The sequence below is a fragment of the Bradyrhizobium sp. AC87j1 genome (assembly GCF_002936975.1).
Classification (GTDB): Bacteria; Pseudomonadota; Alphaproteobacteria; order Rhizobiales; family Xanthobacteraceae; genus Bradyrhizobium; species Bradyrhizobium shewense.
In genome coordinates this window covers 102,013-117,263 of sequence record NZ_PTFE01000007.1, presented here as the reverse complement: position 1 = coordinate 117,263, position 15,251 = coordinate 102,013, and the positions used below count along the sequence as shown (strand labels likewise).

The 15,251-nt window shown below is 64.8% G+C and carries 11 protein-coding genes; 8 read left to right on the top strand and 3 right to left on the bottom strand.

The features are described 5' to 3' along the window. Positions 1 to 102: 102 nt before the first annotated feature. The gene (locus CV770_RS06855) at positions 103 to 756 is read right to left on the bottom strand and encodes an STM3941 family protein (RefSeq protein ID WP_104461766.1); all 654 of its coding nucleotides are present in this window, start codon (positions 754 to 756) and stop codon (positions 103 to 105) included. Between the two features lie 304 nt (positions 757 to 1,060). On the opposite strand from CV770_RS06855, the gene CV770_RS06850 reads away from it, so the two are divergent. The 7 genes from CV770_RS06850 to CV770_RS06820 are packed head-to-tail and all read left to right on the top strand — an operon-like array spanning position 1,061 to position 9,274. After that, positions 1,061 to 3,910, top strand: coding sequence for a bifunctional transaldolase/phosoglucose isomerase (locus tag CV770_RS06850; protein ID WP_104461765.1), 2,850 nt, complete (start codon positions 1,061 to 1,063; stop codon positions 3,908 to 3,910). A gap of 13 nt (positions 3,911 to 3,923) precedes the next feature. Next, the gene (gene gnd / locus CV770_RS06845) at positions 3,924 to 4,922 is read left to right on the top strand and encodes a phosphogluconate dehydrogenase (NAD(+)-dependent, decarboxylating) (RefSeq protein WP_104461764.1); all 999 of its coding nucleotides are present in this window, start codon (positions 3,924 to 3,926) and stop codon (positions 4,920 to 4,922) included. 38 nt (positions 4,923 to 4,960) lie between these two features. Next, the gene (zwf, locus tag CV770_RS06840; RefSeq protein ID WP_104461763.1) at positions 4,961 to 6,472 is read left to right on the top strand and encodes a glucose-6-phosphate dehydrogenase; all 1,512 of its coding nucleotides are present in this window, start codon (positions 4,961 to 4,963) and stop codon (positions 6,470 to 6,472) included. Next, positions 6,472 to 7,221 (top strand): 6-phosphogluconolactonase, encoded by a 750-nt coding sequence (gene pgl / locus CV770_RS06835; RefSeq protein ID WP_201759726.1) that lies wholly within the window; start codon positions 6,472 to 6,474, stop codon positions 7,219 to 7,221. The genes zwf and pgl overlap by 1 nt, the downstream gene beginning before the upstream one ends. Further along, on the top strand, positions 7,208 to 7,738 hold the full coding sequence (locus tag CV770_RS06830) for a gluconokinase (protein ID WP_104461761.1): 531 nt from the start codon (positions 7,208 to 7,210) through the stop codon (positions 7,736 to 7,738). The genes pgl and CV770_RS06830 overlap by 14 nt, the downstream gene beginning before the upstream one ends. A gap of 23 nt (positions 7,739 to 7,761) precedes the next feature. Continuing rightward, positions 7,762 to 8,574, top strand: coding sequence for an HAD family hydrolase (locus CV770_RS06825; RefSeq protein ID WP_104461760.1), 813 nt, complete (start codon positions 7,762 to 7,764; stop codon positions 8,572 to 8,574). A gap of 22 nt (positions 8,575 to 8,596) precedes the next feature. Further along, positions 8,597 to 9,274 (top strand): phytanoyl-CoA dioxygenase family protein, encoded by a 678-nt coding sequence (locus CV770_RS06820; protein ID WP_104461759.1) that lies wholly within the window; start codon positions 8,597 to 8,599, stop codon positions 9,272 to 9,274. Positions 9,275 to 9,290: 16 nt separating this feature from the next. Here CV770_RS06820 and CV770_RS06815 read toward each other — a convergent pair whose 3' ends face one another. Continuing rightward, positions 9,291 to 11,093, bottom strand: a complete 1,803-nt coding sequence (locus tag CV770_RS06815) for a glycoside hydrolase family 15 protein (protein WP_104461786.1) — start codon at positions 11,091 to 11,093, stop codon at positions 9,291 to 9,293. A 41-nt stretch (positions 11,094 to 11,134) separates the two neighbouring features. Continuing rightward, positions 11,135 to 13,096 carry a 4-alpha-glucanotransferase gene (gene malQ / locus CV770_RS06810; RefSeq protein WP_104461758.1) on the bottom strand — a complete coding sequence of 654 codons (1,962 nt, stop codon included), beginning with the start codon at positions 13,094 to 13,096 and terminating at the stop codon, positions 11,135 to 11,137. A 204-nt stretch (positions 13,097 to 13,300) separates the two neighbouring features. On the opposite strand from malQ, the gene CV770_RS06805 reads away from it, so the two are divergent. After that, complete coding sequence (locus CV770_RS06805) at positions 13,301 to 15,247, top strand: maltotransferase domain-containing protein (RefSeq protein ID WP_104461757.1); 1,947 nt, start codon at positions 13,301 to 13,303, stop codon at positions 15,245 to 15,247. The last annotated feature ends 4 nt before the right edge of the window (positions 15,248 to 15,251 follow it).

Below are 15,251 nucleotides of genomic sequence, written 5' to 3'. Positions count from 1 at the left end.
TATTGGCTCATTTCCAGAAAATGTCACTTGGTCGCAACATCCGGGCGTTACCGGGGATGAGACCATCCGGCGTTGCAGCATAGCGAGCTGCGAGCGGCGATCTTATGACGCTTGTACGGCGAAGCCTTGAGCGCCGCCTTGGTTGCCGCGTTCATCTTCCTGCTGCAATGCGGCGCGCGGAGTGCTGGCAGCGTGACGGTCGCGGCAAGCGCGCAGCAATGTGTCAAAATCGGTCGCCAGGCCGTCCGACGGGATGACGATGCGATCGTTTCGCGCGCAACGGGCCAGATCGCGGATGCCGCAGAGCTGCTGCTGCAAGGCCGGCGTCGGCGTCAGCACGATCATCTTATGGCCGCGGCTTTCCTCAGCCGAAATCTCTGCAATCGAATCCCACGGCAGAAATTCATTACCGATGCGGAGATCGCGGATGCCGTAGGGGGTGACGACCACCACCGCCCCCCGTTCGGCCGGCAGCATCCAGATCAGCCGGCAGGTCACCAGGCCGAACAGCGCGACGCCGGCATAGCCGAGCGTCGTGTCGTAGTCGCCCAAACCGTCCCACAAGTCGAAGGCGAGGCTCGCGCTGAGCAGGGTCATCGCAAAGCCTGCCGCGACCAGCAGCCGCAACTGCGTCGCGCATCGCCTGATTTCGAGATCGCGGGACGCGTCGATGGTCATGGCCGATTGCTGGCTGTCGCCGACAGCAAATGCCAGACCTTCAGGATGGGCGTGCATGCATTTCCCCAGCATGGCCATTCGCGGCCGAGCCACGATGCACCAGACGGACCGGAATCCGCTGATGGCACTCCACGCAGCCACTGGCTGACGACGAAGCGGCCGGAGTTACGCAACCAGACCCGGCCGAACCTTCGGCCAACGACTTTTTACGCAACAACCGCTACTGCCGCCCGGATCGCCATGATCGCGACGGAGTTACACTGGAGGGTATGACGCCTGTACCCTTGATTGGTTCCCTCCCGGGAGCATGTAAGCTAGAGGATAGCGCGTCAGGACCGGCGCGGAAACCCCTCGCCCGCAGGCTTGGAGATAAATAAGCATCATGAATCCCGTCAAAGAACTGGAAAAGCACGGACAAGCCGTCTGGCTGGACTTCCTGGCCCGCGGCTTCATCGCCAAGGGCGACCTGAAGCGGCTGATCGAGACCGACGGCGTCAAGGGCGTCACCTCCAACCCCTCGATCTTCGAGAAGGCGATCGGCAGCTCGGACGAATATGACGCCCCGATCGGCAAGGCGCTGAAGCGCGGCGACCGGACCGTGGCCGATTTGTTCGAGGCCGTCGCGATCGAGGACATCCAGAACGCGGCCGACGTGCTGCGCCCGGTCTATGACCGCCTCAAGGGCGGCGACGGCTATGTCAGCCTGGAGGTCTCGCCCTATCTCGCCATGGATACATCAGGCACGGTCACTGAGGCTCGCCGGCTCTGGAAGGATGTTGGTCGCAAGAACCTGATGGTGAAGGTGCCGGCGACGCCGGAAGGCCTGCCGGCGATCGAGCAGCTGATCGGCGACGGCATCAGCATCAACATCACGCTGCTGTTCTCCAAGGCGGTCTACCTGGAGGTCGCCGAAGCCTACATCGCCGGGCTCGAGAAATACGTGGCAGGCGGCGGCGACCCCTCGCATGTCGCGAGCGTGGCCAGCTTCTTCGTCAGCCGTATCGACAGCGTGGTCGACAAGCAGCTCGACGACAAGATCGCCCGCGCCAACGACCCATCCGAGAAGGAGCGGCTCGCCGCGCTCAAGGGCAAGATCGCGATCGCCAATGCCAAGGTCGCCTACCAGGACTACAAGCGCCTGTTCTCGGGTCCCCGCTGGGACAAGCTCGCCGCCAAGGGCGCCAAGCCGCAGCGGATGCTGTGGGCCTCCACCGGCACCAAGAACAAGGATTACAGCGACGTCCTCTATGTCGAAGAATTGATCGGCCCCGACACCATCAACACCGTGCCGCCGGCAACGCTGGATGCATTCCGCGACCACGGCAAGCCGCGCGACAGCCTGGAGGAGAACGTCGACGACGCCTACCGCGTGCTGGAAGAGCTTGAGCGCTCGGGCGTCTCGCTCGATGCCATCACCGAGGAGCTCGTCAAGGACGGCGTCAAGCTGTTCGCGGACGCCGCCGACAAGCTCTACGGCGCCGTCGCCCACAAGCGCGCCACGGTGCTTGGGCCCGCGCTCGACCGCCAGCTTCTTTCGCTCGGCGACGGGCTCGGCAAGGCCGTGGTGAAGAGCACGGAGGAATGGCGTGCCTCCGCCAAGATCCGCAGGCTGTGGCAGCGCGACAAGTCGGTCTGGACCGGCACGGACGAGGACAAATGGCTCGGCTGGCTCGACAGCGCGGCCAAGGCCGACGTCGCCGATTACGAGGACTATGCCGGCCGCGTGAAGGGGCAAAAGTTCTCTGACGCCGTCGTGCTCGGCATGGGCGGATCGAGCCTCGGGCCGGAGGTGCTGGCCGAGACGTTCGGGAAAAAGCCCGGCTTCCCGAAGCTGCATGTGCTTGATTCCACCGACCCGGCGCAAGTGCGGGCGATGGAGGCCCGGATCGACATCGCCAACACCGTGTTCATCGTCTCCAGCAAGTCCGGCGGCACCACCGAGCCGAACGCGATGAAGGACTATTTCCATGAGCGCGTTGCGCAAGCGCTTGGCCCGAAGGCCAAGACCGGCTTCCGCTTCATCGCGGTGACCGATCCCGGCTCATCGCTGGAGAAGGCCGCCAAGAAGCTGAACTACGCCCGCATCTTCCATGGCGAGCCCTCGATCGGCGGACGCTATTCCGTGCTGTCGCCGTTCGGCCTCGTGCCGGCGGCGACCGCCGGCATCGACGTCAAGACCTTCGTCAAGCATGCGCTCGCCATGGCGCGCTCCTGCGGACCTGACGTGCCGCCGAGCGAGAACCCCGGCGTGCAGCTCGGCCTTGCCATCGGCCTCGCCGGCCTCGAAGGCCGCGATAAGGTGACGATCCTGTCGTCGAAGAAGATCGCCGATTTCGGCGCCTGGGCCGAGCAGCTCATCGCGGAATCGACCGGCAAGGAGGGCAAGGGCCTGATCCCGATCGAGGGCGAGCCGCTTGGCGATCCTTCCGTCTACGGCAACGACCGGTTCTTTATCGACATCCGCATCGAAGGCGAAGCGGACGCCGCCCATGACTCCAAGCTTGCCGCGATCGAAGCGGCCGGGCATCCCGTCGTACGCATCGTGATGAAGTCGATCGACCATCTCGGCCAGGAGTTCTTCCGCTTCGAGATGGCGACCGCTGTGGCGGGCTCGATCCTCGGCATCAACCCGTTCGACCAGCCGGACGTGGAAGCCGCCAAGATCAAGACCCGCGAGCTCACGGCATCGTTCGAGAAGACCGGCGCCTTGCCGGAAGAGCAGCCGGTGGTCAGCACCGATGAGGCCGATCTCTACACCGACGAGGTCAACGCCACCGCGCTGCGCGCCGCCGGCGCCAACGGCGACCTCACCTCGTGGCTCAAGGCGCATCTGTCGCGCTCCGGCGACGGCGATTACGTCGCCCTGCTCGGCTATATCGCGCGGGACAAGGTGACCATCGACGCGCTCCAGGCCATGCGGCTCGAAGTCCGTGAGAAGCGGCAGGTCGCAACCTGTGCCGAATTCGGACCGCGCTTCCTGCACTCCACGGGGCAGGCCTATAAGGGCGGGCCCGACAGCGGCGTGTTCCTCCAGATCACCGCTGACGATGCCAAGGACCTGGCGGTGCCGGGCCAGAAGGCCAGCTTTGGCGTGATCAAGGCGGCGCAGGCACGCGGCGATTTCGACGTGCTCACCGAACGCGGCCGGCGCGCGCTGCGCGTCCACCTCAAGGGCGGGCTCAAGAAGGGCCTTGCGGCACTCAATGCGGCACTCAACGACGCGCTGAACTAAAGGAATATCGCAGATGCAACTCGGCATGATCGGCCTCGGTCGAATGGGCGGCAACATCGTTCGCCGCCTGATGCGCCAGGGACATTCGACCGTGGTCTATGACAAGGACGCCAAGGCCGTAGCTAGCCTCGCCGCGGACGGTGCGGTCGGCTCCTCAACGCTCGAAGACTTCATCTCGAAGCTCGAGCGGCCGCGCACGGCCTGGGTGATGCTGCCTGCGGGGCACATCACCGAGACGACGATCGACACCATCGCGGGCGTGATGCAGGCGGGCGACGTCATCATCGATGGCGGCAACACCTTCTGGCAGGACGATGTCCGCCGCGGCAAGGCGCTGAAGGAACGCGGCATCCACTATGTCGACGTCGGCACGTCGGGCGGCGTCTGGGGCCTCGACCGCGGCTATTGCATGATGATCGGGGGCGAGAAGCAGGTGGTCGACCGGCTCGATCCGATCTTCGCCGCGCTGGCGCCCGGCGCCGGCGACATTCCACGCACGGAAGGACGCGAGGGCCGCGATCCCCGCATCGAGCAGGGCTACATCCATGCCGGCCCGGTCGGCGCCGGCCACTTCGTCAAGATGATCCACAACGGCATCGAATACGGCCTGATGCAGGCCTATGCCGAAGGTTTCGACATCCTCAAGAACGCCAACATCGAAGCGCTTCCTGCCGATCATCGTTACGATTTCGATCTCGCCGACATCGCTGAAGTGTGGCGGCGCGGCAGCGTGATCCCGTCCTGGCTGCTCGACCTCACCTCGACGGCCCTCGCCGACAGTCCGGCGCTCACGGAATATTCCGGCTTCGTGGAAGATTCCGGCGAAGGACGCTGGACCGTGAATGCGGCGATCGACGAGGCTGTGCCGGCCGAAGTCTTGACCGCGGCGCTCTACACACGTTTCCGTTCCCGCCAGGAACACACCTTCGCCGAAAAAATTCTCTCCGCGATGCGCGCAGGTTTTGGCGGCCACAAGGAGCCGAAGCAGCTGGGCGCGGCGAAGCCCAAATAAGAGCTCAGTAAGCGTACCCAAGCGAAGGCCGACAATTCGTGACAAAAGACCCGCAAGTAAAGCGCAAGCCGGAAAATTGCGCCTTCGTCATCTTTGGCGTGACCGGCGACCTCACCCATCGCCTGGTGATGCCATCGCTCTACAATCTGGCGGCCGAGCATCTGTTGCCGGAAAAGTTCTGCGTCGTCGGCGTGGCCCGCAGAGGGCAGTCAGATGACGAGCTGCGCAACAGCCTATTGAAGGGACTGCGCCAGTTCGCGACCCGTCCCGTGGACGACGACATCGCAAAGAAGCTGCTGGAATGCGTGACCTTCGTCGAGGCCGATCCGAAGGACCCGCCGTCGTTCGATCGCCTGCGCGAGCACCTGGATTCGCTGGAATGCGCGCAGGACACCGGCGGCAACCGGCTGTTCTATCTGGCAACGCCGCCCACTGCGTTCGCACCGACGGCGCGCGAGCTCGGCCGCACCGGCATGATGAAGGAGAACGGCGCCTGGCGGCGGCTGGTGATCGAAAAGCCGTTCGGGACCGACCTCGCCTCGGCCAAGGCGCTGAACGCCGAGTTGCTGAAGATCATGGACGAGCACCAGATCTACCGGATCGATCATTATCTCGGCAAGGAGACCGTGCAGAACATCCTGGTGCTGCGCTTTGCCAACGGCATGTTCGAGCCGATTTGGAATCGCAACCACATCGACCACATCCAGATCACGGTGGAGGAGAAGCTCGGCGTCGGCCATCGCGGCGGCTTCTACGATGCCACCGGCGCGCTGCGCGACATGGTGCCGAACCATCTGTTCCAGCTGATGTCGCTGGTGGCGATGGAGCCGCCGGCAAGATTCGACGCCCATTCCGTGCGCTCCGAGAAGGCCGAGGTGCTCACGTCGATCCAGCAGCCGAGCCGGGAGGAGGCGCTGAAGAACTCGGTCCGCGCGCAATATCTCGCAGGCCGCGTCGGCGATGACGATATCCCGGACTATCGCAAGACCGAGGACGTCAAGCCCGGCAGCGGCACCGAGACCTTTGTTGCGCTGAAGCTGATGATCGACAATTGGCGCTGGGCCGGCGTGCCGTTCTATTTGCGCACCGGCAAGGCGCTGGGCCACAAGCGCACCGAGGTCGCGATCAAGTTCAAGCAGGCGCCGCTGTCGATGTTCTCAGGCACGACCGTCGATCGCCTGTCGCAGAATTTTCTGACCATCGGCATCGCGCCGACCGAGACCATCGAGCTTCAGTTCAACGCCAAGATTCCGGGACCGAGCGTCACCATCGACGGCGTCGAGATGAAATTCCGCTACGGCGATTATTTCCGGGCCGATCCCTCGACCGGCTACGAGACGCTGATCTACGACTGCATGATCGGCGACAACATCCTCTTCCAGCGCGCCGACGGCATCGAGGCCGGATGGCAGGCAGTGCAGCCGTTCCTGGACGCCTGGAAAAGCGCGGGCACCAACGGCATCGAGACCTATGAAGCCGGCAGCGACGGCCCGGCCTGCGCCGACGAGCTGCTCCGGCGCGACGGGCGAAGCTGGCGGAAATTTTCGTGATGGCGGCGGCCGGACTGCCGGAGCTGATCGTCGCGGCCGACGCCGGGGCGCTGGCCCAGGCCGCAGCCGAGCGGGTGATGGCGCGGATCACGGCCAACCCCTCCCGCATCGCGATCTGCCTCACCGGCGGCTCCAGCCCGAAGAAGCTCTATCAATTGCTCGGCAGCGACCCCTGGCGCGGCAAGATCCCGTGGAACCGCGTGCACTGGTTCATCGGCGACGAACGCTTCGTGCCCGAGAGCGATCCCCTCAACAACATGGCGGTCGCGCGCGCCACCTTTCTCGACCGCAATGCGCCGTCCGGCCATATCCACCCGATCCCGACCACGGCTGACAATCCGGACCGAAGCGCCGAGGCCTATGCGCGCGAGCTGCAGGCCTTCTACGGGTCTGAAAGCCTCGATCCGGCCCGGCCGTTGTTCGACCTGGTCCTGATGGGCGCCGGCCCTGACGGCCACACCGCCTCGCTCTTCCCGGGCTTCCCCGAAATCGAGGAGACCGAACGCTGGGTCGTCGGGGTGCCCAAGGCCAATGTCGCGCCTTTCGTGCCGCGGGTCTCGCTCACTTTGCCCGCTTTGGCGTCTTGCCACGAAATGCTGTTCGAGATTGCCGGGCATGACAAGCAGCCGATCTTGACGCGCCTCGTCAATGGCGAGACTCTGCCGGCGTTGCGCGCGCGCTCGAATGGTGAGACCGTCTGGCTGGTCGACAGGGCCGCGCTTCCGGAGGGAATTCGTGGCGGGCGTTGAAGCACCTTGTGCATTGATCGTGATGGGCGTGTCGGGTTCGGGCAAGAGCACGGTTGCGGAAGCGCTTGGCGAGCGGCTCGGCTGGCGCTTCGAGGACGGTGACAGCTTTCATCCCGCCAGCAACGTCGAGAAGATGCGGGCCGGCCATCCCCTCACCGACGAGGACCGCTGGCCCTGGCTCAACGCCATCGCCGACGAAATCGCACAGGTTTGCGACAAGGGCGGGCATATCATCATCGCCTGCTCGGCGCTGAAGCACACCTATCGCGACGTGCTGCTGCGTGGACGCGACGACGTCCGCTTCGTGTTCCTGAAGGGAACCAAGGAGCTGATCGCCGAGCGGCTCGCGCAGCGCAAGGGTCATTTCATGCCGCCTGGGCTACTGACGAGCCAGTTCGACACGCTGGAGCCGCCGGAGGCGGGCGAGCACGTCATTACCGTCTCGATCGACGAATCCGTCGAAGCGATCGTGGACGGCGTGGTGCGGCAGCTGAAACTGGGTACTGCGAAACGCTGAGGCAAAACCGTTAGGTTCCTGTCATGACACAAATATCACTCGTGGTGTCCGACGTCGACGGCACGCTGCTGACCAAGGACAAGACGCTGACGGAACGCGCGAGGAGTGCGGTGCAGCGGCTGCACAAGGCCGGCATCGGCTTCACCATCACCTCCAGCCGTCCCGCCCTCGGCATGCGCTTCCTGATCGAGCCGCTGGCGCTCTGGCTGCCGGTCGGCCCGTTCAACGGATCCTCGATCGTCGATCCGGAGATGCGGCCGGTCGAGCAGCACCTAATCCCGGCCAGCGCGGCCGAGCGGTCCTTGCAGATCCTCCGCAAGTTCGGCGCCGACATCTGGCTGTTCACCACCGACAAGTGGCTGATCGACAACCCCAGCGGCAAATATGTCGCACACGAGCAGCATACGATCCGCTCCGATCCCACCATCGTGACGGACTTTTCGTCTTACCTGTCGAGCGCCTGCAAGATCGTCGGCGCCAGCGCCGACGCCGCCGGGCTCGAGGCTTGCGAGAAAGCGATGCAGGAGGCGCTCGGCAGCGAGGCCACCGCGGTGCGCTCGCAGGCCTATTATCTCGACATCACCCCGCCGGGCTTCAACAAGGGCACGTTCGTCGAGGCAATGGCCAGGCGCCTGGGCATTGCGACCGGCGCCGTCGCCACCATCGGCGACATGCAGAACGACCTTGCGATGTTCGCCGTCAGCGGCATCTCGATCGCCATGGGCAACGCCACCGACAACGTCAAGGACCAGGCGACGCACGTCACTGCGACCAATGAGCAGGATGGTTTTGCGGAGGCCATGGAGATGATCTTGAAGCGGAATGGGGTGGGTTGAGCGATCGGCCTAGTGTGCGATCTTGGGAATTGAACATCTCACTCTTCTGGATGATGGCGCGCAGCTATTCCGGCGGGCGCTGACCTCAGATGCGGTGAGCCAGCTCAAGGCAATCCTGTCCCGTCTGCCGCCTGACCACGCGGGCCTGAGACTAAGAGGCGTCGAAGGCCTCGCGCCCTTCCTGGCCACGAGCGGAGATATCGGAAGCTGTGCCGCGTCGGCGCTTGGAGAAGCCTGCCGCCCGGTCAGGGCCATCCTGTTTGACAAGACAGCTGCGACGAACTGGGCGTTGGGCTGGCATCAAGATCGCACGGTCGCCGTGAAAGCGCGCGTACCGGTCGACGGATTCCAAACATGGAGCGTCAAGAGCGGCATGCAACATGTCGAGCCGCCCTTCGCATTGCTATCGGGTATGGTAACTTTGCGAGTTCATATTGATCCTGTCCCGGCAAGCAATGCGCCGCTTCTGATCGCGCCCGGATCGCATAAGCTTGGGCGGATTGCCGAGGAGGACGTAAAGGACGTCGTCCGGCATTGTGGCACCATCGCGTGTGTGGCCGAGGCAGGCGATATCTGGCTCTACGCGACGCCGATTCTCCATGCATCGGACGCGGCGACCACTCCGATGCATCGCCGCGTCCTGCAAGTGGACTTTGCCATAGGCGAGCTTGCGGGCGGCCTGGAGTGGCTCGGGGTCTAGAGGCAAGCGGCTACGACTACTTCGACCGCTGCACCGCCGGCTTCTCGCTCTCCTGTCTTGCCGCCGACAGATTATGCGCGGTGTTGATCAGCGCGATGTGCGTCAGCGCCTGCGGAAAGTTGCCGGTCTGGCGCCGAGCGTCGGAATCATATTCCTCCGCCAGCAAGCCGACATCGTTCGCGATGCCCACGACGCGATCGAGCAAGACCTGCGCCTTGTCGAGATCGCCGGCGAGCACATGGGCATCGGCGAGCCACAAGCTGCAGGCCAGGAACGCGCCTTCGAGCGGCGGCTGCCCCGCAGGCAGCTCGCGTGGATCGTGCCGCAGCACGAAGCCGTCGCGCATCAGGCATGTCTCGACCGCGGCGATGGTGCCGCGGATGCGCGGATCCGACGGCGGCAGAAAGCCGACGGCCGGCAGCAGCAGCACGCTGGCGTCGAGCAATTTCGAGCCGTAGGATTCGACGAAGGCATTTTCCTCCACGTCGAACCCCCGGTTGCAGACGTCGCGATGAATGGCCTCGCGCAAGGTGCGCCAGTGCAGAAGCGGCGCCTTGAAGCCGAAGGTCTCGGCGCTCTTGATGCCGCGATCGAACGCGACCCAGGTCATCACCTTGGAGAAGACGTAGTGCCTGGGCTGGCCGCGCCGCTCCCAGATGCCGTGATCGGGCTGGTCCCAGACTTCGGCCAGATGATTGAGCACGGCACATTCCAGCGACCATGTCGTTTCATCATCGAGCTTGAGCTTGGCCATGCGCGACTGGTGGAAGGCGTCGATCAGCTCGCCGTAGACGTCGAGCTGGAGCTGCGCATGTGCGGCATTGCCGACGCGCACCGGCTTGGCGCCCTCATAGCCGTCGAGCCAGCCCGCCTCCCATTCCAAGAGCCGCCGCTGGCCCCAGATGCCGTACATGATCTGCATGTTCGCCGGCGAGCCGGCGGCGGCGCGCAGCAGCCAATTGTGCCAGGCCAGCGCTTCCTCGGTGTATCCCGAGTTCATCAGCGCCAGCAGCGTGAAGGTGGCATCGCGCAGCCAGCAGAAGCGATAGTCCCAGTTCCTGCTGCCCCCGAGCTTTTCCGGCAGCGAGGTGGTGGGTGCCGCGACGATGCCGCCGGTCGGTGCGAAGGTCAGCGCCTTCAGCGTGATCAGCGAGCGCATGACGAGGTCTTGATAGTCGCCGTCGCGGGTGCAATGGCCGCACCAATCCTGCCAAAACTTTTCGGTGTCCTGAAGTGCGATCTCCGGATCGATCGGCGCGGGCGGCTCCAGATGCGAGGGGCCGTAGGTCAGCACGAAGGGTACCGTCTCGCCGGCCTTCACCTCAAAATCGGCAACCGTGGTCAGATCCTCGCCGCGAGTCTCGACAGGCGTGCGCAGCACGGTCATATCCTGGCCGGCGATGGCCATCAGCGAATGGTCGATCCGCCGCACCCAGGGGATATCGGCACCGAAGCCGAAGCGGATGACGAGCTCCATCCGCATCTTCACCGCGCCGCTGACGCCGCGGACCAGCCGCACGATGTCGGACGCCTTGCCGCGCGGCGGCATGAAATCGATCAGCGCGACGGCGCCGCTGTTCGTCTCGAAACGCGTTTCGAGGATGAGAGTGTTGCCCAGATAGCGGCGTGAGATGCTGGTGACGTCCTCGGCCGGCGTAACCAGCCAGCGGCCGTTCTTATCGCTGCCGAGGATCGCTGCAAAGCAGGCATCGGAATCGAAGGCGGGCCAGCACAGCCAGTCGATCGAGCCGTTGCGCCCGACCAGCGCCGCGGTCTCGCAATCACCGATCAGCGCATAGTCCTCGATCCTCTGAGACAATGTCGTGCGAGCCTTGAAAGAGCCCTTGTAACCCTCGCGCGTCAACTCCCGCCATTCAGCGAACGTTCCCGCGTCGCGGCTCGCAAGGCCGTGAGGTCGACCTTCGAGGCGATCTTGTCGAGCGCAACGGGAAGGCGCTGACGCCAGTTCGGATGTTCGTCGATCGTGCCGGGAATGTTGGGCTGGTCGATCACTCCGAGCAGATCCTCCATGGAGACCGCGAGCAGCCGCGACGGCGTGCGCGACAGGAAGGCCAGCACCGAATAGAGGTCGTTAGCACGAATGCCGTTCTGGCGCAGGATCTCGTCGAGCCTGCCGAGCGCATCCCAGCGCGCCTGGTCGTTCTCGCCAGGATCGAGCCCGAGCGAGCGCTTCATCTTGAGGTCGCCGAAGGAGCGCCAGCCGGCATAGGTCGACAAATCATGGGTGTTTAGCGTGACCAGCGCGTTGGGCCGGTAATGGTCGACGTTGCGGAAATGGCCGGCATCGTCGCGCTCGAACATCATGACCAGATAGGACCAGATGCCGAAATCCTGCATGGTCTCGCGAAAACCTTCCGGCACAGTGCCGAGGTCCTCGCCGATCACGATGCATTTGTGGGCCGCGCTCTCGCGCGCCACGGCGCCAAGCAGCGCCTCGAACGGCATCTGCACATAGGCGCCGTTATCCGGCTTGAAGCCGCGCGGCACGAGATAAAGCCGCTTCAGGCCCAGCACGTGATCAAGCCTGATGGCGCCGGCATGGCGCATCGAGGCCGCCAGCATGTCGGCGAACGGCACGAAGGATTGCGCTTCCAGGCCGCCGGCGTTGAAGCCGGCAAGGCCCCAGTCCTGGCCGATGGTGTTGAGCACGTCGGGCGGCGCGCCGACGGCGAGATGACGGGAGATCGCCATCTGCTCGTTCCACGCATCGAAGCCGTTGGACTGCACGCCGACGGCGACGTCGAGATAGAGCCCGACGCGCATGCCGAGCTGGCCGGCCAGCTCCTTGGCCGCATGCAGCTGGCTATCTGCGGTCCATTGCGCGAATTCGACGAACTCGACCTCGCGCTTGTCAGGCCCATTGCGCAAGCCGGCGCATTTCGCCTCATCCGGTTGCTGCCATTCGACCGGCCATTCCCACCATGGCGCGGTGAAACGATGGCGCAGCACCTCGAAGCAGGCGAAGCGGGACAATAGCGGCGCGCGGGCGGCGCGGAAGGCGTCGAACGCCTTGCGGCGCGCCGCGCTTGCCGTCGTCACGAAGCTGTCAAAGGCGGCGCGCAGGCCCAGCCATTTCAACGCCGCCATGTCGGCATAGGGGACGCGATCGCCCTGGCGCAGACGGGCGGCGGTCGCGGCGGCGTCGGGGACGAGGTCTGCGGAGAATTCAGGAATGGCCTCGACGTCGATATAGAGCGGGTTGAGGAACAGCCGGCTGTTCGGCGAATAGGGGCTGCAATCGGCCGGGTGGTCGTCGAACAGGACATGCAGCGGATTGAGCCCGACGCCATCGGCCCCGAGCTGCTTTGCGAGCCGGACGAGATCGGCAAGATCGGTGAAATCGCCGATGCCCCAATTGCGGTCCGAACGGACGCTGTAGAGCTGCACGGCAAGCAGCCAGCCGCGGTCGAAATCGCCGCCGAAGGCGCGCTCGGGCGCCACGATCATCGGCACCTCTTCCGTCACACCTTCGGCATCCGTCAGTGTCAACCGGTGGTAGCCGAGCGGCAGGCCGGCAGGCCAGGCGATCACGGGCTCGCGAGCCTCGCCCTCGGCGATCACCTCCGCCTTTGCGGTCAATTTCCACTTCAGCGGCGGCGCGCCGATCGTCGCCAATTCGGTGCGCGGGTGCCCTAAGGCGCGGACCACGACCGGCCCGCTGACGAAGCGGTAAACCCGCTTCTCCGGCAGGGCGTCGAGGATGGATTTGAGGGCCACGGGATCGGTGACCCGCAGCTTTCCGAGGGCGTCGATGAATTCGGATTGAACGCCCTTGATGCGGGCTTGAGCTAAAAGATCCATTCGGCACGCAGCTTGCAGGCCACCCTTTTGCCGGGGGCATCAATTTTAACGAGACGGTGGAAGACGTTAGTCAGCCCTAACTCGCAGACCGCGCTACCCGTTCCCGAGGGAACTAATGACACACAACCGGCTTTCTATATAGGTACCAAGCGTAGGTTCCCGACAAGGGAAACGGGCTCCTGCTTTCTTGTCAATGGCATCACCGTGAACAAGACAATTCAAACTGTCGAAAGTGCCGCAGCCGGCAGCGCTTTCCTGATCGAGGACGTCTATCCCGCAATCGACGCCGGCCGCTTCGCCGTGAAGCGGATCGCGGGTGAGCGCATGGAGGTGTGGGCCGATGTCTACCGCGATGGCGACGCCGTGGTCGGGGCCGCGCTGATCTGGCGCCGCGAACAGGACCGCGACTGGAAGCGCGAGCCGATGGACCATCGGGGCAATGACCGCTGGTCCGGCGGATTCACACCCGTTGAGCCCGGCCAATATATCTACGCGATCGAGGCCTGGACCGACGAGTTCGCCACCTGGTCGCACGGGGTCGCGCGCAAGCAGCGAATGGGTGCCGATGTCAGCCTCGATGCGATCGAGGGGGCCGGGCTCCTGACCAAGGCGCATGGCGCGCGACAGGACGCGGCGGCGGTCATCGTCAGACAGTGCGAGGATTATCTTCAGACTGGCGACGTCGCCTCGCTGCTTGCGGCCGAGCTCGGCAATGCCATGGCAGAGAGCCAGTCCCGGCCGGACCTGACCCGCTCGCAGCCTTTCCCGCTGACTGTCGACCGCGACAAGGCGCGCTTCGGCGCCTGGTATCAGATGATGCCGCGCAGCCAGAGCCAGGTCGCCGGCCAGCACGGCACGCTGCGCGACTGCATCGCCCGCGTGCCTGATATCGCCGCGATGGGTTTTGACGTGCTCTATTTCACGCCGATCCACCCGATCGGCCGTCGCCGCCGCAAGGGCCGCAACAATGCGCCGGTGGCAACCGAAGGCGAGCCCGGCTCGCCCTACGCGATCGGAGCCGCTGAGGGCGGCCACGATGCGCTGCATCCCGAGCTCGGCACCATCGAGGATTTCCGCGCACTGGTCGCGACCTGCCTGGAATACGGCCTCGAGCTCGCGCTCGATTTCGTCGTGCAATGCTCGCCCGACCATCCCTGGCTGACGCAGCATCCGGAATGGTTCAAATGGCGGCCGGATCGCTCGGTGCGGACCGCGGATGGACCCTATTCGGACATCGTGATCCCCGATTTCAACTCCGTCGACAGGGCCGGGCTGTGGAATGGGTTTCGCGACGCCATGCTGTTCTGGATCGACCAAGGCGTCACCATCTTCGCCATCGACAACCACGACACCGCGCCGCTTGCGTTCTGGGACTGGCTGATCCGCGACATCCGCCGCCGGCATCCCGAGGTGATCCTGTTCTCCAAGACGTTTGCCCGGCCGAAGCTGATGAAGGGCCTCGCCAAGCTCGGCTTTGCGCAGTCCTTCACCTATTTCCCGTGGCGCACGACGAAGTGGGAGCTGGAGCAATATCTCGGCGAGCTGACGCGCTATCCCGAGCGCGACTTCTATCGGCCGAACCTGTTCGTCAATACGCCCGACCTGCTTCCCTATCATCTCCAGGGCGGCGAAGCCTGGGCGTTCAAGTCACGCGTTGCGCTGGCGGCGACGTTGTCGGGCAGTTACGGCGTCTACAGCGGGTTCGAGCTGCTGGAACACGAGGCGATGCCCGGCCGCGAGGAATATCTGGATTCCGAGAAATACCAGATCCGGCAACGCGACTGGGAACGGGCCGGCAACATCAAGTCCTACATCGCCGCGCTCAACCGCATCCGCAACGACAACGCCGCGCTCCAGCAAACGGCGAACTTGCGGTTTCTCGGCATCGACGACGGCGAGACCATCGCCTTCGTCAAGGAAGCGGCTGAGCCGGCCAATACCGTCGTCGTCGTGATCGCGCTTTCGGGCCATTCGCGCGAATGCTGGCTGCCGCTCGGCGACGTCACCGTTGACGCCGGCGGTCAGCGGCACCATGTGACGACACTCGAAAACCTTCTCACCGGCGAACAGTCCCGCATCGAATGGGGCGGGATCAAGTTGCGTATCGATCCCGACCGCGATCCGGCGCTCTTGTTCCGCAGCCTGGCGTAAGGGG

Excerpts from the sequence above, each read along its gene's own strand:
- CV770_RS06855 (WP_104461766.1), bottom strand. The coding sequence starts at position 756 with ATGGCCATGCTGGGGAAATGCATGCACGCCCATCCTGAAGGTCTGGCA.
- CV770_RS06850 (WP_104461765.1), top strand. The coding sequence starts at position 1,061 with ATGAATCCCGTCAAAGAACTGGAAAAGCACGGACAAGCCGTCTGGCTG.
- gnd (WP_104461764.1), top strand. The coding sequence starts at position 3,924 with ATGCAACTCGGCATGATCGGCCTCGGTCGAATGGGCGGCAACATCGTT.
- pgl (WP_201759726.1), top strand. The coding sequence starts at position 6,472 with ATGGCGGCGGCCGGACTGCCGGAGCTGATCGTCGCGGCCGACGCCGGG.
- CV770_RS06825 (WP_104461760.1), top strand. The coding sequence starts at position 7,762 with ATGACACAAATATCACTCGTGGTGTCCGACGTCGACGGCACGCTGCTG.
- malQ (WP_104461758.1), bottom strand. The coding sequence starts at position 13,096 with ATGGATCTTTTAGCTCAAGCCCGCATCAAGGGCGTTCAATCCGAATTC.